At 49.6% G+C, this 20,582-nt stretch carries 18 protein-coding genes and 1 tRNA gene; 10 read left to right on the top strand and 9 right to left on the bottom strand.

Features of this window, described 5'->3' with window-relative positions:
* Window positions 1-584 precede the first annotated feature (584 nt).
* Window positions 585-809, bottom strand: a complete 225-nt coding sequence (locus L3J94_11210) for a BrnA antitoxin family protein (protein ID MCF6219297.1) — start codon at window positions 807-809, stop codon at window positions 585-587.
* Window positions 806-1,093, bottom strand: coding sequence for a BrnT family toxin (locus L3J94_11205; GenBank protein MCF6219296.1), 288 nt, complete (start codon window positions 1,091-1,093; stop codon window positions 806-808). The genes L3J94_11210 and L3J94_11205 overlap by 4 nt, the downstream gene beginning before the upstream one ends.
* Window positions 1,094-1,311: 218 nt before the next feature.
* Here L3J94_11205 and L3J94_11200 point away from each other — a divergent pair, with 218 nt between their 5' ends.
* Entirely contained in the window at window positions 1,312-2,340 is a 1,029-nt protein-coding gene (locus L3J94_11200; GenBank protein MCF6219295.1) for an SEC-C domain-containing protein, read from the top strand.
* A gap of 45 nt (window positions 2,341-2,385) precedes the next feature.
* Here L3J94_11200 and rlmJ read toward each other — a convergent pair whose 3' ends face one another.
* Window positions 2,386-3,228, bottom strand: coding sequence for a 23S rRNA (adenine(2030)-N(6))-methyltransferase RlmJ (rlmJ, locus tag L3J94_11195; protein MCF6219294.1), 843 nt, complete (start codon window positions 3,226-3,228; stop codon window positions 2,386-2,388).
* Window positions 3,229-3,428: 200 nt separating this feature from the next.
* Here rlmJ and L3J94_11190 point away from each other — a divergent pair, with 200 nt between their 5' ends.
* The 8 genes from L3J94_11190 to fliI all read left to right on the top strand — a co-directional run bounded on the left by L3J94_11190 (window position 3,429) and on the right by fliI (window position 12,957).
* Window positions 3,429-4,898 carry a sigma-54 dependent transcriptional regulator gene (locus L3J94_11190; protein ID MCF6219293.1) on the top strand — a complete coding sequence of 490 codons (1,470 nt, stop codon included), beginning with the start codon at window positions 3,429-3,431 and terminating at the stop codon, window positions 4,896-4,898.
* Window positions 4,899-5,012: 114 nt separating this feature from the next.
* Entirely contained in the window at window positions 5,013-6,179 is a 1,167-nt protein-coding gene (locus tag L3J94_11185; protein ID MCF6219292.1) for an ATP-binding protein, read from the top strand.
* A gap of 99 nt (window positions 6,180-6,278) precedes the next feature.
* Window positions 6,279-7,631: a sigma-54 dependent transcriptional regulator gene (locus L3J94_11180; GenBank protein ID MCF6219291.1), complete on the top strand. Its 1,353-nt coding sequence runs from the start codon at window positions 6,279-6,281 to the stop codon at window positions 7,629-7,631.
* A 28-nt stretch (window positions 7,632-7,659) separates the two neighbouring features.
* On the top strand, window positions 7,660-7,983 hold the full coding sequence (gene fliE / locus L3J94_11175; protein MCF6219290.1) for a flagellar hook-basal body complex protein FliE: 324 nt from the start codon (window positions 7,660-7,662) through the stop codon (window positions 7,981-7,983).
* A gap of 40 nt (window positions 7,984-8,023) precedes the next feature.
* The gene (fliF, locus tag L3J94_11170) at window positions 8,024-9,724 is read left to right on the top strand and encodes a flagellar M-ring protein FliF (GenBank protein ID MCF6219289.1); all 1,701 of its coding nucleotides are present in this window, start codon (window positions 8,024-8,026) and stop codon (window positions 9,722-9,724) included.
* A gap of 150 nt (window positions 9,725-9,874) precedes the next feature.
* Window positions 9,875-10,864 (top strand): flagellar motor switch protein FliG, encoded by a 990-nt coding sequence (gene fliG, locus L3J94_11165; GenBank protein MCF6219288.1) that lies wholly within the window; start codon window positions 9,875-9,877, stop codon window positions 10,862-10,864.
* Window positions 10,857-11,573, top strand: a complete 717-nt coding sequence (locus L3J94_11160) for a flagellar assembly protein FliH (protein ID MCF6219287.1) — start codon at window positions 10,857-10,859, stop codon at window positions 11,571-11,573. The genes fliG and L3J94_11160 overlap by 8 nt, the downstream gene beginning before the upstream one ends.
* A gap of 55 nt (window positions 11,574-11,628) precedes the next feature.
* Window positions 11,629-12,957, top strand: a complete 1,329-nt coding sequence (gene fliI / locus L3J94_11155; GenBank protein MCF6219286.1) for a flagellar protein export ATPase FliI — start codon at window positions 11,629-11,631, stop codon at window positions 12,955-12,957.
* A gap of 133 nt (window positions 12,958-13,090) precedes the next feature.
* Here fliI and L3J94_11150 read toward each other — a convergent pair whose 3' ends face one another.
* From L3J94_11150 to L3J94_11125, 6 genes are all read right to left on the bottom strand, one after another.
* Window positions 13,091-14,263 carry a hypothetical protein gene (locus tag L3J94_11150; GenBank protein MCF6219285.1) on the bottom strand — a complete coding sequence of 391 codons (1,173 nt, stop codon included), beginning with the start codon at window positions 14,261-14,263 and terminating at the stop codon, window positions 13,091-13,093.
* A 6-nt stretch (window positions 14,264-14,269) separates the two neighbouring features.
* Entirely contained in the window at window positions 14,270-15,049 is a 780-nt protein-coding gene (locus tag L3J94_11145) for an outer membrane lipoprotein-sorting protein (protein MCF6219284.1), read from the bottom strand.
* Entirely contained in the window at window positions 15,046-17,352 is a 2,307-nt protein-coding gene (locus L3J94_11140; GenBank protein ID MCF6219283.1) for an MMPL family transporter, read from the bottom strand. The genes L3J94_11145 and L3J94_11140 overlap by 4 nt, the downstream gene beginning before the upstream one ends.
* 114 nt (window positions 17,353-17,466) lie before the next feature.
* Entirely contained in the window at window positions 17,467-18,066 is a 600-nt protein-coding gene (locus L3J94_11135) for a TetR/AcrR family transcriptional regulator (protein ID MCF6219282.1), read from the bottom strand.
* 88 nt (window positions 18,067-18,154) lie between these two features.
* Entirely contained in the window at window positions 18,155-19,141 is a 987-nt protein-coding gene (locus L3J94_11130; protein ID MCF6219281.1) for a glycosyl transferase family protein, read from the bottom strand.
* Between the two features lie 78 nt (window positions 19,142-19,219).
* Window positions 19,220-19,906, bottom strand: a complete 687-nt coding sequence (locus L3J94_11125; protein MCF6219280.1) for a Bax inhibitor-1/YccA family protein — start codon at window positions 19,904-19,906, stop codon at window positions 19,220-19,222.
* Between the two features lie 201 nt (window positions 19,907-20,107).
* Between L3J94_11125 and L3J94_11120 the strand changes: the two genes are divergently transcribed.
* Window positions 20,108-20,197, top strand: a tRNA-Ser gene (locus L3J94_11120).
* The last annotated feature ends 385 nt before the right edge of the window (window positions 20,198-20,582 follow it).

Raw genomic sequence — 20,582 nt, 5'->3', positions numbered from 1 at the left:
GCATCACTTTGAGCCAAAAGTTGATGATAATTTCAAAACCGAAGATTAAACGGGTCTATTTGACCCGTATCCGGACTTTCAGTCCTTAATACTAACCCACCAGCTTTAGCTGGTGGTTGTTAAGTTTTGGTTTATCAGGTCGAAAAAATAAAGAGTCAATATTGTATTTGACCCCTTCATTTTATCTGTGTGTCTGGCCGTTCTGATACTGGTTTTGGCATCTTTCTGATTCCTGTGTCTGCAACCCTGAATCTATGTTATCTCATACAGGCTGTGTATGAGGGGAGGTTGACACACAGGGCTATTGACAGGTAAATGTCGGACTACAAGATGATTATCATTGAAAGTGATGTGGAATTGAGTAATGGTTAGGATAATCAAAAAAAGAGACCTTGGGCAGGTAGGTAGGAATTCTGAATGGGTTTTTCTACAGCCTCGTTATCAAACGACTACTTGAAATCTCAGGGGCTTTATGCACTACGTGATGGATGGATCAAACTTCACCATGCTAAGTGAAACGCCCTGTGCGGAGCCGCATGCAGGGTGTTGTGGGGGCTGAGGGTTAGAGGCCCTCGGTTACCCGATTAGGCCTTTTGATTCCACGATATATCTATTTTACGGTGATGAGCTACGCAATCTCGAAGATACAAATTTATTAAGCTTTGATACGGAACGCCAGAATCCACAGCCATCCCTTTAAAATAACTGATCACATCTTCACCAAGCCTCATTGTTATAGGTTTTTTAAGCTTTGATGCGTAAGGGTTTTTGCGAGACTTCATTTTTGATAAGTCATATTCATCTTTCATGATGCACCACCTTTATAGAGTTTCCGCTCATTTTTTGTTGCCTTGCGAGCAGATATAATTCTAATAACATTTCCAGAATCCTGTTCGCAGTGACAGATAAGAAGAATTCTGGATTCATTGCTAAGACCAAGTATAAGAAATCTATCTTCTAACTCATAATTTTCTGAATCATAAAATTGCACAGCAAATTCATCATAAAATACAGATTTAGCTTCATCAAAAGAAACGCCATGTTTCTTCTGGTTTGATATAGCTTTGCGGGAATTCCATTCAAATTCAATCATATTTACATTATATGTACAGACAGCAGGATATCAAGCAGAATTGAGTGTTTAATTGGTCTTGTGTACGCCCAGCATAGGCATGAACTAATGGGGTGAAAGTCCTCTGTAGGAAGAGCACCGTCGAAGAGCTGTTGATCGAATTGTCAGAATACTTTACCTTCTACAAAGGTGGGCGTCACCGTTAGTTACTGTCTAATCAAACGCTAGGGGTTTTGTGAATGAAAACGGGTCGAAATGAACCCTGCCCTTGTGGTAGTGGGAAAAAATATAAACATTGTTGCCTCTCGGTATCAGGCGCGGCAAGCGATGAATTAAAAGAGTTATTGTCAGCTCAAGATTTTGATTCAATAGATGATATGCAGGCAGCAACGGATGCCCTTGTGGAAAAACAAAATCAGAACTCCCGAGATGATTTCCTGGGTTTATCTTCTGAACAGGTTTTTCGTATGATCCATTTCGCTTATGAGACACCGGAGCTTTTTCAGTTTTCTGACGCATTGCCCATGGAACCCGACGCCCCTATTTTGATGTTAATAGAGGGGATTGTTTCGGCTATCGATGAGAAGGGGTTGCAAGCAACAAAGGCTAAAGGCGCGCTACCTCAAAAACTCTGTAGAGAGATGTGGAGCGATTACAGTCGATTATATGTCGATGATGATTTTCCCTCTTTTCACAAGGTAAATAGAGAGGATGATTTTTTTGAATTACATGTAACGCGCATTATTCTTGAGTTGGCAGGGTTTCTTCGCAAAGTCAAAGGGCGTTTCTATTTAACTAAAAAATATCAAAAGATAGTCAGCAAGGCAGGTGCAAAAGAACTTTACCCCATCATCTTTGAAACCTATTGCCGTGAGTTTAATTGGGCCTACTGGGATGGTTATGATGATGTTCAATTTATACAGCAATCTTTCTTGTTTACCCTCTATTTGCTAAAGCAACATGGCGATCAAATGACGTCGACCTCTGTCTATGAAGATAGTTTTTTACGTGCCTTTCCTATGGTGGTTGATGAAATAAAAGGGTCTCTTTATTCCACCCCGGAACAAGAGCTGCGCAACTGTTATTACTCAAGGGCATGTGTACACTTTTTGGTGTTTTTGGGCTTGGCAGAACTCGAAGTTGTCAAGAGCGGCAAACCTCAAGAGTATAAATATAAAATCAAAAAAACACCGCTTGCTGATGCGGTTATACATTTTAACTTTATAGACCCAAGCGCTGCTAAGACAACTCATCCAAGTGTTCATTGATCGGCTAAAGGGTGCTTGCAGGTTCAGGTGTGCACTCCGACACAATTACTCGCCAACCAAGCTCTCTATTCGATAGTGACTACCTGCTGCTTCGCCCAGTTGTCGGGCAAGGTAGGGGAGTGCCTGGGGCATATCTTGCTGTAATCCCCAAGGTGGGTTGATTATAATCATGCCGCTGCCGGTCATGCCGTAATCTGAGTGGTCGGGTTTTATGCTTAATTCGTAGAGATTAATCCGCTGAATACCGCTGGAGCACAATGCTTTCTCCAGTCGATCAATCCGCTGTCGCTCCACCACGGGGTACCATAGCGCAAAAACGCCGGTAGCAAAGCGACTGTGTAGCTTCTGTAGTGTCTCAACGACCTGCTGATAGTCTGATTTGATCTCATAAGAGGGGTCAATTAATACCAAGCCACGGCGCTGTGGTGGTGGCATGAGTGCGACTGACCCTTGGTAGCCGTCTCCCGCGACCACTTTAATGCGCCGATCACGGCTAAAGGTCGCTTTAAGGCTCTCTGCTTCGTTAGGGTGTAGTTCGTGTAGCCACAGCGCATCCTGTTTGCTGAGTACCTTGGCCGCCAGCCAGGGCGACCCCGGGTAGCGGCTCAAGTGCTGATGTTGATTATATTCGGCCACTAGATTTCGGTAATCGGCTACAGATTCAGGAAGATCATTTTGCTGCCATAGCTTTTCGATGCCACTTTGATATTCACAACACTTTTGGGACTCGTCGGCTAACAGCGAATAGCCTCCCGCTGCCGCATGGGTGTCTACATAGCAGAGCGGTCTGTCTTTGCGCCGTAAATAGCGTAAACAACGTACCACTACCAGATGTTTTAACACATCGGCATGATTTCCTGCATGGTAGGCGTGACGATAACTCAGCACAAAACACTCCAAAATGAGAGGTGATTAAAAATCAGAGTCTACTGTTAGCCGCTGTTTAAGAGAAGTTATTCTTCCCCCCTGACGCATCGACTCTTATTGTCAGGTGCGATAGTGATGGATTTCGTCAGTTTTTTGACAACTCACAGGTGACGTGATTTACTGCTTTTTAGAGTCAAAAAAAAGTCACCAAGGCGGCGTACATGGCGGAGTCTTTATCTATTCTTGTTGTTTCTCAATCACCTGCACAGTGTGAGTTGTTGAGCGATATTTTGGGTTTTATCGATTACTCAAATACCACGCAAACTGATTTCGACTCTGCTAGAGAACGGCTGACTCCGCCATTGGATGTTGTCATTGTGGGGGCGACTGAGGGTAGTGAACCTCTAGAGGCGTTGTTGCAGGATGTAAAAAAACAGACTTGGGATGATGAGCTTAGTCGCCATACGCTGGTTATTCTTTTAAGTGATCGCCAGCAAGCGCTTAATCTGCCTAAGTCAGATTCTGAGTTGGTTTTTGCTTTACTGGGTTATCCGGTTAAATATCCACAGCTCTCCGATGCGCTTGATCGTGCTCATATGTACCGGCAGAGCAGCGGCTCCTCTCACAGCGTACCGCTCCCTTTTCGTGGCATGGTCGGCAGTAGTCCCGCCATTATGAAGGTGAAGAAGTTGATGGAGCAGGTGGCTGACTCGGAGGCTACGGTGTTGATTTTGGGTGAGTCCGGTACCGGTAAAGAGGTGGTCGCTCAAAATTTGCATGACCTCTCTAATCGTGGTGATAAAAACTTTGTGCCGGTCAACTGTGGTGCGATTCCTAGCGAGCTTTTGGAGAGCGAACTCTTTGGCCATGAGAAAGGGGCTTTTACTGGCGCGATCAGTGCCCGGCAGGGGCGCTTTGAGATGGCAGAGGGCGGAACGCTTTTTCTGGATGAGATTGGTGATATGAGTCTCTCGATGCAGGTGAAGTTGCTGAGAGTGCTGCAAGAGCGCACTTTTGAACGGGTCGGTAGCAATAAAACCATTCATGCCAATGTACGGATTCTGGCGGCAACTCACCGCGAGCTGGAGGATAATATTCGTGATGGAAAGTTTCGCGAGGATCTTTTTTATCGATTGAATGTATTTCCGATTGAAGTCCCTCCACTGCGTGACCGTCTTGAGGATATTCCGTTACTGGTCAATGAGCTTGTTTCGCGGCTGGAGCAACAAAAGCGCGGCTCGGTGCGCTTTACACCCGCCGCCATCATGTCACTTTGCCAATACCGCTGGCCGGGCAATGTGCGTGAGTTAGCCAATCTGATTGAACGAATGGTGATCATCTACCCTTATGGTGTTGTTGATGGGGATGATTTGCCCGATAAATTCCGCATCAGCAAGGGAGATGACCGATATGTGGAGCCTCCACACTTTGGTGAGGGGGTGACAGAAAATGTGATGGCCGAATTGGCGGCGTTTGATGTGGCAACGCGCCGTAACGAAGCGGATATTTTGCCTGAAGAGGGGGTGGATCTGAAAGAGCACCTGGCTGATATTGAATCCGCTTTAATTCAACAGGCGCTAGAGCGCAGCCATGGAGTTGTTGCTCACAGCGCCAAACTGTTAAAAATGCGCCGCACCACGCTGGTGGAGAAGATGCGAAAATATGCCATTCAGCGTGATGATGCGTCATAAATATGCCGCCAATAATTTACCTGCATTTTAACTTGTTGTAAATAAACGAAAAATTCTATTGGCATGGTTATCGCACTATCCCGTTTAGCAATATATTAACGGGGTGGTGATGTCATGTTGAGTCGTAAGCAAATTGAAAAAACTGAGTTAAGAGCGGTGCACCCGCGACACTCATCTGCTCCAATCGTTAAATGCCCGAATAACGCCAGCGCCACGGCTGTTTCACCCGCTCAGGGTGTGGCAGCCACATTAAACAAAAACACTCCCGCGCCTGATATTAATGACCCTCTCCACCATGCCGACCGCTTGACAGCGATCTTGCAGGCACTGCCCGGAGGGGTTGTGATTCTCGATGGTCGCGGCTTGATTATGCAGTGTAATCCGGCGGCAGAAGATATGCTGGGTATCCCGTTGTGTGGGTTGCGTTGGACCGAGATTATTCAACGCGCTTTTTCACCTCGGGCAGATGATGGCCACGATATCTCGCTACGGGACGGTCGTATAGTCAATATCTCGACCACTCCACTGGGTAGTCAGCCGGGCCAGGTCATCCTGTTGCATGATGTGACCAAAACCCGCGAGCTACAGCGTGTACAGCAGCACCAAAAACGTTTGGCGGCACTGGGGGAGACGGTGGCGGGGCTGGCTCATCAGATTCGCACGCCGCTCTCCTCGGTAATTCTTTACGCGTCACACCTGAAAAATCCCTCGCTTGACCCGATTCGCCGAAACAAAATGACCGACCGGGTTATTTCCCAGATTAAGCACCTGGAGGCTTTGGTGAATGACATGTTGCTGTTTGCCAAGGGGGGTATCATTGTTGATGAGGCATTTACCTTGGATGAGCTGGTGGATGAGCTGGTTCAGGCGGCTGAAGAGAGCACCTCAACAACCCATATCACCCTCTGTGTTGAACGTAATGCCCCGTGCACCCGTTTGCGTGGTAACAAAAAGATGCTGTTGAGCACCCTGCAAAATTTACTGGATAATGCCATTCAATCGATGGTTGATGGCGGAGAGTTAACCGTGACGGCGCAGGAGGCTGTAGAAGGGAGCGTCGACATTATTTTGACGGATAGTGGCCCCGGTATTCCCGCTGAGCTGCAAGATAAAATATTCGAGCCTTTTTACACTACCCGCTCCGCAGGGTCGGGGTTGGGTCTTGCCGTCGTAAAACTGGTTGCTCAAGCTCACCAGGGTGACGTTTGGTTGCAGTCAAAGGTAGGAGAAGGTTGCCGCTTCGGCATTCGATTGCCGACCTTCGGCAAAGATTTGGCATAAAATTGGCATTAGATTTTGCCAGTATTTAAACAAGCTTATATCTGGAGTTCAAAAGTGAATACCATTAAAAGCCAGCAGTCAGCCCAACAAAAGAGCGCAATGAGTCAAGCGCAAATACTGGTGGTAGAGGATGACCTCGCGCTGCGAGAGGCTATTTGTGACACGCTCGAGCTGGCAGGTTATTCGACGGCTGCGGTGGCGGATGGATATTTGGCGCTGGACGTGCTGGATAATCAAGAGATCGCCATGGTGATCAGTGATGTGCAGATGGAAAAAATGGATGGACACACTTTGCTTAAACATGTGAAGCAACGTCAGGCCAACATGCCAATGGTATTGATGACGGCGCACGGCTCAATATCAAAAGCAGTTGAAGCGATGCGTGATGGGGCGATTGATTATCTTGCCAAACCTTTTGAAGCCGAGGTGCTGGTGAATATGGTCAGTCGCTTTGTGAATGTGAGTAGTGGTCACGGTGACTTTGTGGCGGAAGATATTAAATCAAAAGAGGTGAAAGCGCTGGCGGCACGGGTTGCCCACTCCGATGCCACTATTCTGATTACCGGTGCCAGTGGCGTGGGTAAAGAGGTGCTGGCTCGTTACCTTCATGACGAGTCGCCTCGGGCCAAGATGCCTTTTATCGCTATAAATTGTGCAGCAATTCCAGAAAATATGCTTGAAGCAACACTGTTTGGTTATGAGAAGGGAGCTTATACCGGTGCCTATAAATCCTCTCCAGGTAAATTTGAACAGGCGCAGGGCGGCACTCTGTTGCTGGATGAAATTACAGAGATGGCGCTAGGCTTGCAGGCGAAGTTGTTGCGGGTGTTGCAGGAGTGCGAGGTTGAACGCCTAGGCAGTGACAAGTTGATTGAGCTGGATGTGCGAATACTGGCCACTACCAATCGCAACATTCGTGAATATGTGACGGAGGGTAAGTTTCGCGAGGATCTTTTTTACCGCTTAAACGTCTTTCCGCTCAATCTGCTTCCGTTGTGTGAACGCCCGGCTGATATTGTACCGATTGCCGAGCGCATTCTAAAACGTGCCGCACACAAGCAAGGGCGGGCAATGCCGGTGTTGAGTGAAGCGGCCAAGCTGAAAATGTCGACTTATGGGTGGCCGGGTAATGTGCGGGAGCTGGATAACGTGATGCAGCGAGCACTTATATTGCAGCCTGGGGAGGTGATTTCTGCAGAGGATATTCACTGTGAAGCGGTTGAACCTGCACTCGAAACCATGACCTCGGCCACCCTTGAGCGGCCAGCAGAGTTTGATTCGGCCTCACTGGGGAGCGGGGTTAAAAATCACGAATATGGTCTGATTCTTGAGGCGTTGCAACGGGGCCGGGGAAGCCGAAAAGTTGCAGCAGAGACATTAGGAATAAGCCCTCGTACCTTGCGCTATAAAATGGCGAAGATGCGAGAAGAGGGAATCTCTATTCCAGCGTAACGGGTGAAGGAGTGGTGACATGAATGATATTAGTGGTAGCAGTGAGATCTCACGCGTATTGGCAGAGATGCGAAATCACAGCCTGCAAGCGCAAGGCTTACAGGTTGAGCAGGCGCAGAAAGTGCCGGGTGGTGATTTTTCCGAGTTATTGAAGCAGGCTGTTAATACGGTTAACGACCTGCAAAAAACATCCAAAGCCAATGCCACTGCCTTTGAAATGGGCGACCCCAATGTAAGCTTGGTGGATACCATGGTCTCGATGCAGAAGGCCAGTATCTCCTTTCAAGCGATGACTCAGGTGCGGAATAAAGTGATACAGGCGTACCAGGAAGTGATGTCCATGCCGGTTTGATAACGGCAATAACCGATAATTTTTTGTGAAGTAAACAATCATGGCTGAGGCAAGCAACACTCAATTGACAGCAACAGGGCAAACACTCCCGCAAACGACAGGAGCGGCGAATCCGCTCCAGCAAGGGTTGCAGAGTGATGTGCTCAAAAAACTGCTGTTGCTGGTCGGCCTGGCGGCCAGTATCGCGATCGGCTTTGCGGTGGTGCTGTGGACTATGCAACCCAACTACAGCATGTTGTATGGCAACCTCTCCGGTGCGGATGCACAATCGGTGGTGGAGGTGCTTCAGCAGCAGCAAATACCTTATAAACTGGATGCTGCAACCGGCGCGGTGATGGTTCCCGCAGGCACACTGCATGATATTCGCCTCTCTTTGGCATCTGAAGGTCTTCCCCGGGGAACCGGTGTGGGCTTTGAGGCGCTTCAACAAGAGAGTGGTTTCGGAACCAGTCAATTTATTGAAACCGCTCGCTACCACCGCTCTTTAGAGGTCGAGCTTGCCCGTTCGATTAGCAAAATCAATGCGGTACGCAGCGCTCGCGTCCATTTAGGGATTCCTAAAACTTCGGTTTTTATCCGTGACCGTAAAAAACCAAGTGCCTCTGTGGCGGTAAATCTTCATCAGGGCCGTCAACTGGAAAGAAACCAAGTGGAAGCCATCACCCACTTGGTCGCCTCAGGTGTGCCCAATATGGAGGTGAGCAGTGTTACGGTAATCGACCAAAAGGGGCGGCTGCTATCGGGTAATAAAAAATCGGATCAACTGGCTCAGAGTAAAGGCCAGCTTGAGTACATGCATCAACTGGAGCAACGCTATATTGATCGTATTCTCAATATTCTGACACCGATTGTAGGCCGGGGCAGGGTACAGGCACAGGTTGCGACGGATGTAGATTTTACGGTTATCGAGCAGACTCAGGAGCTCTACAACCCTGATTCATCTGCGTTGCGTAGCCAGCAGCAGTCAGAGGAACACTCCAATGGTTTCTTGGGTGGCGGCATTCCCGGAGCACTGGCGAACCAGCCACCGGGTGGTGCGGTGGCACCTGAGCAGGTGCAGGAAGAAGCTGGAAATGAACTGAAAAAAAGCGGCAATAGCCGCCGCCAATCCACCTCCAATTATGAGCTGGATAAAACCATTAGCCATACGCGGATGGCTGCGGGTAATATCAAGCGCCTCTCTGTGGCGGTGGTTATCGATGATCGACTACTGGCGGGAGGTGAGCAGCGCCGTCACTCACCAGAAGAGATTCAGCTGATGACCCAACTGGTTAAAGAGGCGGTCGGCTTTGACCCACGGCGGGGTGATAGTGTCAGTTTTAGTAATGTGGCCTTCAACAGTCCTGAGGCTATCCCTGATCTCCCTGAAGTGCCGTTAATGGAGCAGCCCTGGATTTATGACTTGGGTAAATATATTGTTGCAGCATTGGCATTAATCCTGGTTTATATTGGTCTGTTGCGGCCAGTCATGCGGGGTCTGTTTGCGCCCGCTGTTGCACTTGCTCCGGCAGCAGGCGCTAGCTCATCAGCGGGCCTGAGTAGCCTTGAAGGGGCTGATCCGGAAAATCTGACTCCGGGGCAACGACAGGCATTGCTGGAGGCCAGCGACGAAGAGGCCGCTAAACTGCTTGTGCCACCAAGGCGTAGCCATGAGGAGCAGCTCAAAGATATTCGCAAGGTGGTTGATGAAGAGCCTCAACTGGTGGCCGAAGTGGTTAAAGGGTGGATGGGAAATGAGTAAAGCAGCGCATTGTAGGTGTCAAGTGAGGGGGGACAAATATGCCCGCAAAATGACTCCACGCTGGTTTTTTGATGGTTTTTCCCCGGTAGCAATGGATGTGGAAGAGGTTGTTGGTCAGTTTGGGTTGTTGCAAAAAGAGCATAAAAAACTATGAACGGTCTTGATAGAGCCGCCATTTTCCTATTGGCCATTGGTGAAAAGAGTGCATCCAATATATTGAAATATATGGGGCCAAAAGATGTGCAAAAAATCGGCACAAAAATCGCTCAAATGGGTTCAGTCACCTCGGACCAGATCAGCGAGGTTCTAGAGGCATTTTCAGAGTCCATCGGCTCGCAGACTTCGCTAGGGCTAGGTGGAGATGTTTTTATTCGCAATGCGCTTGTCTCTGCGGTGGGTGAAGAGAAAGCTAAAAGCCTGATGGACAGAATCTCCGACAAGGGATCCACCCAGGGTCTGGAGACCCTGAAGTGGATGGAGTCCAAGGCGATTTTTGAAACCATTCGTAACGAACACCCGCAAATCATCTGTATCTTGCTCTCCTACCTCGATTCCGATCAATCTGCTGAAGTGTTATCGATGTTCTCTGATCGTGATCGGGTCGACCTGGTTTTGCGTATGGCAACCCTGGACAGCGTTCACCCCACCGCACTGGAAGAGCTTAATGATATTATGGAGTCACACTTCTCTGGCTCTGCCGGTGTGCAGCGCTCATCAATTGGTGGCGTGAAAACAGCCGCCGAAATCCTCAATTTTGTCGACAGTGCGGTTGAGGGGGATATTATTGATTCAATTAAAGATGTGGATCCGGATCTGGCACAACAGATAGAAGACCTGATGTTCGTCTTTGAGAACCTGATTGAGCTGGATGACCGCAGTATGCAGGTGTTGTTACGTGAAAGCAGCAGTGATGTCTTGATCTTAGCCCTCAAAGGGGCCGATGAGGCGCTCAAAGAGAAGATCTTTGGCAATATGTCCAAACGTGCTGGAGAGATGCTGCGTGATGACCTTGAAGTGAGTGGCCCGGTTAAGCTGAGTGACGTTGAGGGGGCACAAAAAGAGATATTGTCAACAGCACGTCGTCTCTCAGATTCGGGCGAGTTGATCCTTGGTGGCGGGGGTGGAGAACAGTATGTCTAAAGGGCGAGAAGTGGTTTTTACCCGCGCACTGGGTGATGCGGAGCGCCGTGCTGTACAGCCTTTTTCACCCCAGGAAGTGCAGGCCGAAGGGCAAGCTTTTCACGCACTGAAAACGTGTGACGAAGAGGAGCAGTCAAACACCCCCGCGCTAGAAAACAGTATTAAAATGACAGCCGAACAACGGCAACAGCAGGCTTATCGAGAGGCTTACGACAAAGGTTTTGCCAAAGGGGAGCTTGAGGGGGTGCAGCAGGCGTTAGCTGAGCAGCGCCAACAAACAGCAGAACAGGCGCGACAGCTTCAATCGATTCTCGATCGTTTTACGGTGCCTTTGAAAGAGCTGGATGATCAGATTCTGGATGAGCTGGTTGCGATGGTAACCACCCTTGCAAAGCACTTTGTTCGCCGGGAATTGAAACATGATCCGGGTCAAATTATTGCCGTCACCCGCGAAGCACTAGCGGTTTTACCGATGAACTCACGCCAAATCAGGCTGCACCTTCACCCCGACGATGCCACGCTGGTTCGTGAAGCGCTGGCAGTTTCAGGAGAGGATAGCCCGTGGCGCATCGTTGAAGATGGAAGCTTGAGTCGGGGTGGTTTAAAAGTCGTCTCGGAAAATTCACAAATCGATGCAACGGTCGAGAGCCGTTTTGCCGAAGTGGTGGCCCGTATCATCGGTGATGAACGGGATTCAGAGGGTGGGTAACCCCCGCGCCGCTTCATTGCTGGTGCAGCTTAAGCAGTGTCGTGAGCGCTTAGAGATGCCGCTGCCCCTCCAGGTAGAGGGGCGCATCACCCGCATTGTCGGGCTTACGCTGGAGGCCGTTGGCTGCCAATCTCCCATTGGTGGGCGCTGCCTTATTGTTGGCCCCAACAGCATGGTAGAGGCTGAAGTGGTCGGCTTCTCTAATGAAAAACTCTTTTTAATGCCCACCGGAGACATTCGTGGCATCGAACCCAACGCCCGCGTAATACCCACCGGTAAAGTGTATGAAGTCCCGGTAAGCGACCAACTGCTGGGGCGGGTGCTTGATGGTGCCGGCAATCCGCTGGATGGCAAAGGCCCCCTTCATGCCCGCCAGAGAATGCCCCTCAGTGGGCGTACCATCAACCCGTTAACCCGCCGTGCCATCGATAAACCGCTGGATGTTGGGGTTCAGGCGATCAACGCCATGCTCACCGTGGGTGAGGGGCAGCGGATTGGCCTGTTTGCAGGGAGTGGTGTCGGTAAAAGTGTCTTACTCGGCATGATGACACGCTATACCACCGCCGATATTATCGTGGTGGGATTAATCGGCGAGCGTGGCCGTGAGGTAAAAGAGTTTATCGATAAAAGCCTGGGGCCAGAGGGGATGGCGCGCTCTGTGGTGGTCGCCTCACCGGCAGATGCCTCACCGCTGATGCGTTTGCACGGCGCTTCACTCGCCACTGCCATTGCTGAATATTTTCGCGATCAAGGAAAAAATGTTCTGTTACTTATGGACTCACTGACCCGCTATGCACAAGCTCAACGTGAAATTGCGCTGGCGATAGGCGAGCCACCAGCAACCAAAGGCTACCCCCCTTCGGTTTTTGCCAAACTACCGGCACTGGTGGAGCGCGCCGGTACTGGCGATATTGGTGGTGGCTCAATCACCGCATTTTACACCGTATTAGCGGAAGGGGATGACCAGCAAGACCCTATATCAGACGCTTCACGGGCTATTCTTGATGGTCATATTGTATTGTCACGCCAAATTGCAGAGTCAGGCCGCTATCCGGCCATCGATATTGAAGCCTCAATCAGTCGCGTCATGACAGAGATTGTCTCGGAAGAGCAGCAGCAAGCGGCACGGCGCTTTAAACAAATCTATTCGCGCTATCAACAAAATAAAGACCTGATTAGCGTCGGCGCGTACACTCGCGGCAGTGACCCAAGAATCGACGAAGCGATTGCAATGATACCGAAACTGGAGGAGTTTCTCTCCCAGGGAATGCACCAGCCAGTCACCCTGCAACAGAGCCAGCAGGGGCTGCTCGATTTGATAAAAACTGCGCCCAGTGAGCAGCAACCAGTAGAGTCCACTGCAGCGCAAAGCGGCTCAACATAACGCGTTGAGTCGTTACCCTATTTTTAGAGTGATCCCTCCTACACAGTGCCATGTCATGTTTCTGCTCTGAGCCTTTAGGGTGCTCCAGCGTTTTACTATGCCGAGCAGTTCGCGGTGATAGCCAGCGTGAAGATTAAAAGTAGTAACCCAGTTGCAGTTGCAGGTAATCATCTTGTCGATAGCCAAACAGAGGGTCAGTTGTGGCTATGTTTTGAAATAGTCGTCCTTCCAGTGTTGCCTTCCAGTTGTCACCTAAACGCCTGCTTGCTTCTAGTGTGTAGATGAGGCTGCCGTTTTCGAGGTCGGCGATGGTGCCGATAAGTGCTTCACTGCTCTGCGTGTCATTGAGTGCAAAGCGTAGGCCGAGCATCAGGTCATTTTGAAAGGGGGTGGGTGCGCTATCATTCCGGTTGTCATATAAATATTCCACCACCAGTCCTATATCGCGACTGCTCTCGAAAACCCCGTAAAAACTGTATTCTAAGCCGATGGTGGCGGCGTTGTAGTGGTGATCTCGATTGCGGCGTTGAATCGCTTCCAGTTTCCAGAGCCAGCTCCCTTTGGTGGCTTGCAGGTCGACACCTAACTGTTGTATTTGTCGGTAGTAGGGTTGTAGCTGTTGGCCATTCCATAAGAACTCAGGGTCGCGGCTGGTGCCATCGAAGTAGCTGAGGCCAAAATCCCAATCGCCAATGTAGTGTGACCAGCGCAGCGCAATGTCGCGGTGATACTGTTTTTTGGCCGATTCGTAGCGTGGGTTATGCTGGTCGATGAGTAGCGGTGGGCGCAACCGGCCCTCTCTGCCAGCAAAGGTGCGTTCACGGAAGTAGGGGAGCAGGAACAGGTCGATGGTACCCCAGTCACGAATGAGTGCCAGGTTGATCATCGGCTGGCCCAGCTTTTCATCACCATCCATCTCTTCGACCAGGTCGGTTTGATTGATAATGTCGACCAGGTGTTGCGATTCACTCACTCCCCAGAACAGCTGACCAATGCCAATGCGCAGCTCCCACTGATCGGCTGCTTTGGACCACATCAATTCGCGAATATCTATATGGGTGCGCTCACTATCTCCCTGATCCAAGCGAATATAGGGGGTAAATACGAGTAGCTGATAACCGTTGTCCCACTCTTTTACCAGCTCCAGTTCGGCTGAGATCGAGCCGTTTTCATTATGTTGTTGCGGGTTTAATGGCTGCTGAGGGAAGTAACGAAACTCACTGCTGACATTGCCCGATAACTCCACGGCGATGAGGGGCGTCGTCAGGCAGCTTAGCAGTGCCACAAGGAGTAATTGATTGTTCATGATCGATTAACGGATTCGTTTCAGGCTATTTTTATCAAAATCACGATGAGTATAGCCATTGCTGAATTTATAATCTGTCCAGCTGAGTGTGGTGCTCTTGCCGGTGATGTGATTGACCATTTCCATGCGGCCAGCTCGCCAAAATTTATCGTTATACTGTTGATATTCATGGTTGGTGAGGGTTTTTAGCAGCGCCCCTTTTCGGTCATAAAAGTCGACCTTGAGTGCTTGCAGGGTGGTGCTGTCAATCCAGACAATCTGCTGGGTGTAGCCTGAGTGTTTGTAGGTGGGGATGCGCTCAATAACGTGGCTCTCTCTGCCGTCATAAAGCTCATCTTTTAGCCATCTGTAGCTGTATTTTGCAAGCTCTTGAGAGGTGATGTCTTCATAGGCAAACTCACTCCCCATAAAGGGGCCAGACTTGTTATTGGAGGAGATGCGTTTAACCCGTTTTAATGCCGGCAAGTAGAGCCACTGGTCGTCTGCTTTTGTGGCATGGGTATGGCTAAGAAAGGCGGTGCCTTTAACATCATTTGGGCTATCAAAGATACTCAGAGATTTATCACCATCGCCCGCAACCTCCAGCTGGCGATTGCGAATTTCGCGCTGGGTGGTATCACCCTGGCGGTTTCTCAGTGTCATTATCATGGTCGCCGAGCTATCACCCCAGCCGTTGTCGGCTTCATCTGCCGCAGTTGCAATGGCCAGCCCCCGTTGTTGCGGGGTTTCGGCCAATAGGCTGGATGAGAGCAGTAAGCTGAGTAGTAACGCGCTCCACTTGATCATCTCTTCTTCTCCTCAAGTTTCATTAATAGCGGTGGTAATAGTAGGAAGTCAGCAATGAGTGCAAATACAATCACAATGGCGGTTAACATGCCCATGCCGGCATTCAAATAAAAATTAGAGAATGCCAGTACCAAAAAGCCTGAAACCAGTACTGCGGAGGTGGTCACCAATGCATAGCCTACATTGGTAAAGGCGTAGCGTACCGCATCTTCCGGATTGAGCCCCTTCTCTCGTCGGGCACGTAGATATTTGCTAAGAAAGTGAACGGTATCATCCACCACAATACCCAAGGTCATGCCCGCCACAATGGAGAGGCTAAGCCCCACTTCACCGACCAATATTCCCCATAAGCCAAAGCCCATTGCTGCGGGGATGAGATTGGGGATCAGACTGATCATGCCTACTCTAAATGAGCGCAGCGCAAAAATCAGAATAATCGAAATCATAATCAGCGCCAGCGTGGTGCCGATTAGCATGCTCTGGATATTGCGCTTGCCAATATGAGCAAACATCATGCTGGGGCCACTCCCGCCATCGGTGGCGATGGCGGTGCTGTTATCGTTCAGCCATTGTGTCGCACGTTGCTCTAGCGCCAACAGCTCATTTGAGGAGAGTATTTGCGTGCTGACTGTAAAGCGGGTGGCAGATTTATCAACATTCAGCTGGTTATTCAGGTCAAGCCCATAGGGGAGTGACATCTCATAGAGCAGCAGATATTGCGCGGCAAGATTACGACTCTCGGGCTGTCGATAGAAGTCCGGATCATCACCGTGCATGTTTTTATTGAGGCGCTTCATGGTGTCGCTCAATGTGCTGACATGCTTCACTTCAGGCTGTGCCTGATACCACTGGGCAAAGTGCTCCAGCTCACGGAGGAAGTGGGGGTCACTCACGCTCCCGGCATTGGCGTGTAGCGAGTAGTCAATGATATAGAGACCCCCGAGGTGTTGGTCTAAATAGTCCGAATCGGCACGAAATTGAATGCTCTCATCGAAATAGTGGACAAAAACATCATTTAATTCGTTGCGTGGAATATTAGCGATCAGGATGACGATGATAATTGCCATGGCCCACATGAGTCGACGGCGTTGGCGCACCACAAAATCACCAAAGCGGGCCATCACCGCGCTGCCACTTTGGCCATCTTTATCTATTTTGACGCGAACCGGTAAAATGGACATCAAGGCGGGCAGCAGCGTAATGGAGAGAAAAAATGACATGATAACGCCAATGGCTGCCATATTGCCCAGGTGGTTGAAGGGGGGAACATCCGAAAAATTAAGGCTTAAAAAACCGAGTGCGGTGGTCATGCTGGCAAGAAAAACCGGCGAGAGATTAATGCGTAAACTCTCGGCCATGGCGAGGCGTTTCTCCATGCCCAGCCGCATTTGAGAGAGAAAGGTGACCAAAATATGTACCGAGTTGGCAATCGCCACCGTGAGGATGATGGGCGGCGCGACGGAGGAGGGCGGGGTGATTGGGTAGCCGAGGTGGCCGCCGCCGCCCATCCCTGCGGCAACGGAGCCAAAAATAACCAGCACGGTTGCGACGGTGCCGCTAAAGCCTCTTAACATAAGTGCCAGTGTGACCAGCATCAGCGCAAAGCTGAGGGGCATTAAAAATGCCATATCATCTTGTGATGCTTCCGAGAAGGCGTTGTCCATGAACACCGCGCCACTCAAGCGGATTTCGATAGTGGGGTATTGATCACGGTACTGTTGTGCCAGCTCACGGGTGAAGCTAACCACTTCCGGCACCTCTTTTACCGGGTCGATACCGGGCAGTTGAACGGTGACATTGACACCGGCCACATCGCCTCTGCTCGATATGAGTCGATTCACCAGCATCGGCTCTTGCAGTGCGATATGGCGTATCTTATCCCGTGCCGCCTGATCCAGTGGTTCATCTTCCATGACCAAATCCTGCACAACCAGATCATCCTCGTTGGCTTCGGTATGCTGGAAGTTGGTGATGGAGTCGACGCGGGTTGAGTAGGGCATCTGCCAGGCATCGGTAGTGAGCTGGCGAATCACTTCGAGGGTCTCATTGGTGATGATATCGCCCGCTTGCGGGGTGATGATAAACATCACATTATCGTTTTTGGTGTAACTTTTTTCTAGCGCATCAAATGCCATCAGTTGTGGGTTGTCGGCACTAAAAAATACCCGGTAAGAGCTGGAGAAGGTGAGATGTTTTGCACCACTGGCGACAGCCACGACCACTAAAATGGCCAGCATGATCATCCACCATGGGTGATTGACAACCCAGCTGGCGTAACGGGTAACCCAGGTTTGCTGATTCATTTGCGCTCTCTCCATGCTCTCAGGGTGCTATAAGTTGGTGAATAATGAATATTATATAAATTATTCATTAAACGGCGATAAAAAATGCCTGACTTCAATGCAGGCATAGCTTGTTTAACGTTTTTTCAAGCCTTGTAAAATAAGCCTGACGAGCTGCTGCGCCTTGCGCTCAAGCTCAGCACGCGGAAACATCGGTACAAAAAAAGGCGTACTGACCAAGGTCAGCGCCGAGTGCAGCGCTTCAGCATCCTCGGCAACATCGTTGCTCTCAAATTCGCCCTGCTCAACACCTTGTTGAATCAACTGTGCAAGCTGCGCTATCTCACCACTTATCTTTTTTTCGACCAGATAGTGATGCTGCTGACAGACAATATCTACCAGCTCATTCAATTTTGGCCGCTGCTCAAACTCATCGTAATGGTGTTGCAACTGGCACAACGCAAACGCTTTTAACCGCTCGCTGGCACTGCGCTGTTTATTATTAACGATCGGTTGTAATTTCGCCTCTCCCTCCCCCATGCACCGCTGGGCAAGGTGAGCAACAATATCCATCTTGTTCTTAAAGTAGCGATAGAGATTGGCCGCCGACATATCGCAGTCATTAGCGATCTCAGCCATGGTGGTTTTGTTAAAACCGTACTGCTGAAAGCGTAGGTTTGCCGCCTCTAAAATCTGCTGGTGAACCGCTTCGCTGTTCTTTTTTCGGGTAGCCATTGGTTTTAAATCTAACCTCTTGCTTGTGAATAATCAACAAAATATTCACAATTAACCTTTAAAGTAATCAATCGAACGCGGTCACTGATTATAGCTGCGATAGCGGACGTTTGTGCCAATAGGTAGCGGCCAGTGAGCGTGCAGCGGACTGGCTGTCGGCACGCCCTAAAAGCTTAAGTGCAATTGCCATGGTCATCTGAATGGCTGCTACGGCATATTCATTGTCAGAGTGACCACGCCAAACTGATTTCAGTTCGTCAATGTTAAGCTCAGCCGGCTTAACATGGCGGCGTGAAAAACAAGCGGGCCACTGCTCTTCGCAGGCAACCCCGTGCGCTACTTTGTAAACTCGACACTCCGCATCGGGGTTTACCTCCACCTCTCCACCATCGCCCTTAATGACCGCCATCTCAGCCTCTGCCAGTAGCACCTCAGCCTGTTGGTGAATCTGCTGGTAGCCTGGGTGAAAAATACTCTGTAGTGTGGCGGGCGCACGCAGCGGGTTAAGTTGTCGTGCCAGTGTGTGGACGGGGGTGCGTAAGCCAAGGATTGGGCGCAGTTCAATCATCCGGTGCAGTGTGGGAGAGAGTTGCTCAATATCCATATAGCTAAAATTGTCGTTTTCAAGCTGCTCTTCTACCTGTTGCCAGTTGTGTGCAATGGGTAGCTCAAGTGCCTTTAACACCTCTCGGGTGTAGAGGCGGCCTGCTGTATGCCCAGAGGTGCCATGCATAAAGATACGAACGCCGCTATGGGCGAGCGCCAGCACAGCTAGAATGAACCACGGTAGGTGACGACGCTTACCTGCATAACTTGACCAGTCAAGGTCGACGGAAAAGTGACGGGGTATCGATAGCGAATCACGCACCGCCTCTACAAAACCGGCAATCTCCTCACTGCTCTCCTCTTTAACGCGCAACAGCATCAAAAAGGCACCGAGCTGCTCAGGTTCAATCTCGTCACGCATGATCATGCCGAAGGCATCACGTGCCTCGCTTTGGGTGAGCGCACGCGAGCCATTTTTTCCTTTTCCAAGAATACGGATAAACGCTGCAAACGGGTGTTCAGTGCTCATTAAGGGATCCTGTATGGGGTGTTATAAATAAAAAAGCCCCGCAGAACGGGGCTTTTTCATCACACCACGTTGTGGTGATTAATCGTCGCTACTGGCGAAGCCGATGAGGTGCAGCAGGGTAACAAACAGATTGTAGATGCTCAGGTAGAGGCTGACGGTGGCCAGCAGATAGTTGGTTTCACCACCATTCAGAATGTTGCTGGTCTCATACAGAATAAAACCACACATCAGCATCGCAACTAACGCGGAAAGCGCCAAGCCCATCATCGGCATGGGGTAACCGAACAAGCTGGCACCCAGCAAGAGCAGCATAGCGACAATGGCCACAATCATGCCAGCGGCTAGAAAACCACCCATAAAGCTGAAATCTTTCTTGGTCACCAGTACAAACGCAGAGAGCCCAACAAAAACCGCACCCGTGGTACCCAGAGCCTGCATCACAATCGTGCCGCCATTGCTCATGCCCAAGTAATGGTTAAGCAGTGGGCCCAGGCCAAAGCCCAGCATACCGGTGATTAAAAAGACAACACCCAAACCGGCAGATGAGTTGGCGGTTTTAGGTAAAACAAACCAGACCAGCGCCAAGGCACCCAGCGAGCAGATCAGGCTAACAAAGTAGGGTGGGGCGATGGCCATAGAGACACCCGCCATCATCGCGCTGAAAATCAGAGTGACAGAGAGCAGCATATACGTATTACGAAGAACCTTATTGGTTGCCAGTGCTGAGCTGGTCTCCATGGTTGCGACATTCTGGTTGTATTCCATTGTATTAGAGCCTCTTCTATATATGTTTGAGTAGTTAAACCTGTGCTAAAGGATAATGAAGCAAAAAGATAATATCAAGCTGGCATTTTTATTTTTAATTAGGTAGTATGCGCAGCATCAAACCGAACAGACTTTTTTGACCGGTAATGATGGCGGAGGTTCACCGCGCAGATGCTGTAAAATGAACCGTACAATTTGTTTGGAGAGGTGGCTGAGTGGTCGAAAGCGGCGGTCTTGAAAACCGTTGAGGGTTTATCCCCTCCCAGGGTTCGAATCCCTGCTTCTCCGCCATATAAAGTGGTAAGCCGCTAATAAATTAAGTAAAACTTATTTTTATGCGGCTTTTACCCATACTTCTACTCATACCCATCTAATAATCGAAAATCTCACACCGATTTTATTCAAACTAACGATTATAACTATCAGTTATTGTTTTTGTCGCTGCTGAGAGTATTTTAATCGCTAAGAATTTTCTTGATGTAGCCATATGAACTATCCCATCAGGGGTGTCTGAACTCGGCTAAAACCCCAAACTAACTCTAATGCATCGTAAGCGCATAAACAACAGCACACTTGCGCCAGTACAGCGGGTAAGGTTGGCGAATTTAGTTTCTTTGATGAGAGCGGGAATTCAAATGCTGGTTGCGAGCGGTATCTATTGTGCTAGATTGACCAA

The organism is Gammaproteobacteria bacterium (assembly GCA_021647245.1).
In the GTDB taxonomy this organism is placed as follows: Bacteria; Pseudomonadota; Gammaproteobacteria; order RBG-16-57-12; family RBG-16-57-12; genus JAFLJP01.
The sequence above is the reverse complement of the archived record's forward strand: the minus strand, read 5'-3'. Positions and strand labels throughout refer to the sequence as shown.

Bases quoted from the DNA above. Each gene is read 5' to 3' on its own strand.
- L3J94_11210 (MCF6219297.1), bottom strand. From the start codon at position 809: ATGAAAGATGAATATGACTTATCAAAAATGAAGTCTCGCAAAAACCCT.
- L3J94_11205 (MCF6219296.1), bottom strand. From the start codon at position 1,093: ATGATTGAATTTGAATGGAATTCCCGCAAAGCTATATCAAACCAGAAG.
- L3J94_11200 (MCF6219295.1), top strand. From the start codon at position 1,312: ATGAAAACGGGTCGAAATGAACCCTGCCCTTGTGGTAGTGGGAAAAAA.
- L3J94_11190 (MCF6219293.1), top strand. From the start codon at position 3,429: ATGGCGGAGTCTTTATCTATTCTTGTTGTTTCTCAATCACCTGCACAG.
- L3J94_11185 (MCF6219292.1), top strand. From the start codon at position 5,013: ATGTTGAGTCGTAAGCAAATTGAAAAAACTGAGTTAAGAGCGGTGCAC.
- L3J94_11180 (MCF6219291.1), top strand. From the start codon at position 6,279: ATGAGTCAAGCGCAAATACTGGTGGTAGAGGATGACCTCGCGCTGCGA.
- fliF (MCF6219289.1), top strand. From the start codon at position 8,024: ATGGCTGAGGCAAGCAACACTCAATTGACAGCAACAGGGCAAACACTC.
- fliG (MCF6219288.1), top strand. From the start codon at position 9,875: ATGAACGGTCTTGATAGAGCCGCCATTTTCCTATTGGCCATTGGTGAA.
- L3J94_11160 (MCF6219287.1), top strand. From the start codon at position 10,857: ATGTCTAAAGGGCGAGAAGTGGTTTTTACCCGCGCACTGGGTGATGCG.
- fliI (MCF6219286.1), top strand. From the start codon at position 11,629: ATGCCGCTGCCCCTCCAGGTAGAGGGGCGCATCACCCGCATTGTCGGG.
- L3J94_11150 (MCF6219285.1), bottom strand. From the start codon at position 14,263: ATGAACAATCAATTACTCCTTGTGGCACTGCTAAGCTGCCTGACGACG.
- L3J94_11145 (MCF6219284.1), bottom strand. From the start codon at position 15,049: ATGATCAAGTGGAGCGCGTTACTACTCAGCTTACTGCTCTCATCCAGC.
- L3J94_11140 (MCF6219283.1), bottom strand. From the start codon at position 17,352: ATGAATCAGCAAACCTGGGTTACCCGTTACGCCAGCTGGGTTGTCAAT.
- L3J94_11135 (MCF6219282.1), bottom strand. From the start codon at position 18,066: ATGGCTACCCGAAAAAAGAACAGCGAAGCGGTTCACCAGCAGATTTTA.
- L3J94_11130 (MCF6219281.1), bottom strand. From the start codon at position 19,141: ATGAGCACTGAACACCCGTTTGCAGCGTTTATCCGTATTCTTGGAAAA.
- L3J94_11125 (MCF6219280.1), bottom strand. From the start codon at position 19,906: ATGGAATACAACCAGAATGTCGCAACCATGGAGACCAGCTCAGCACTG.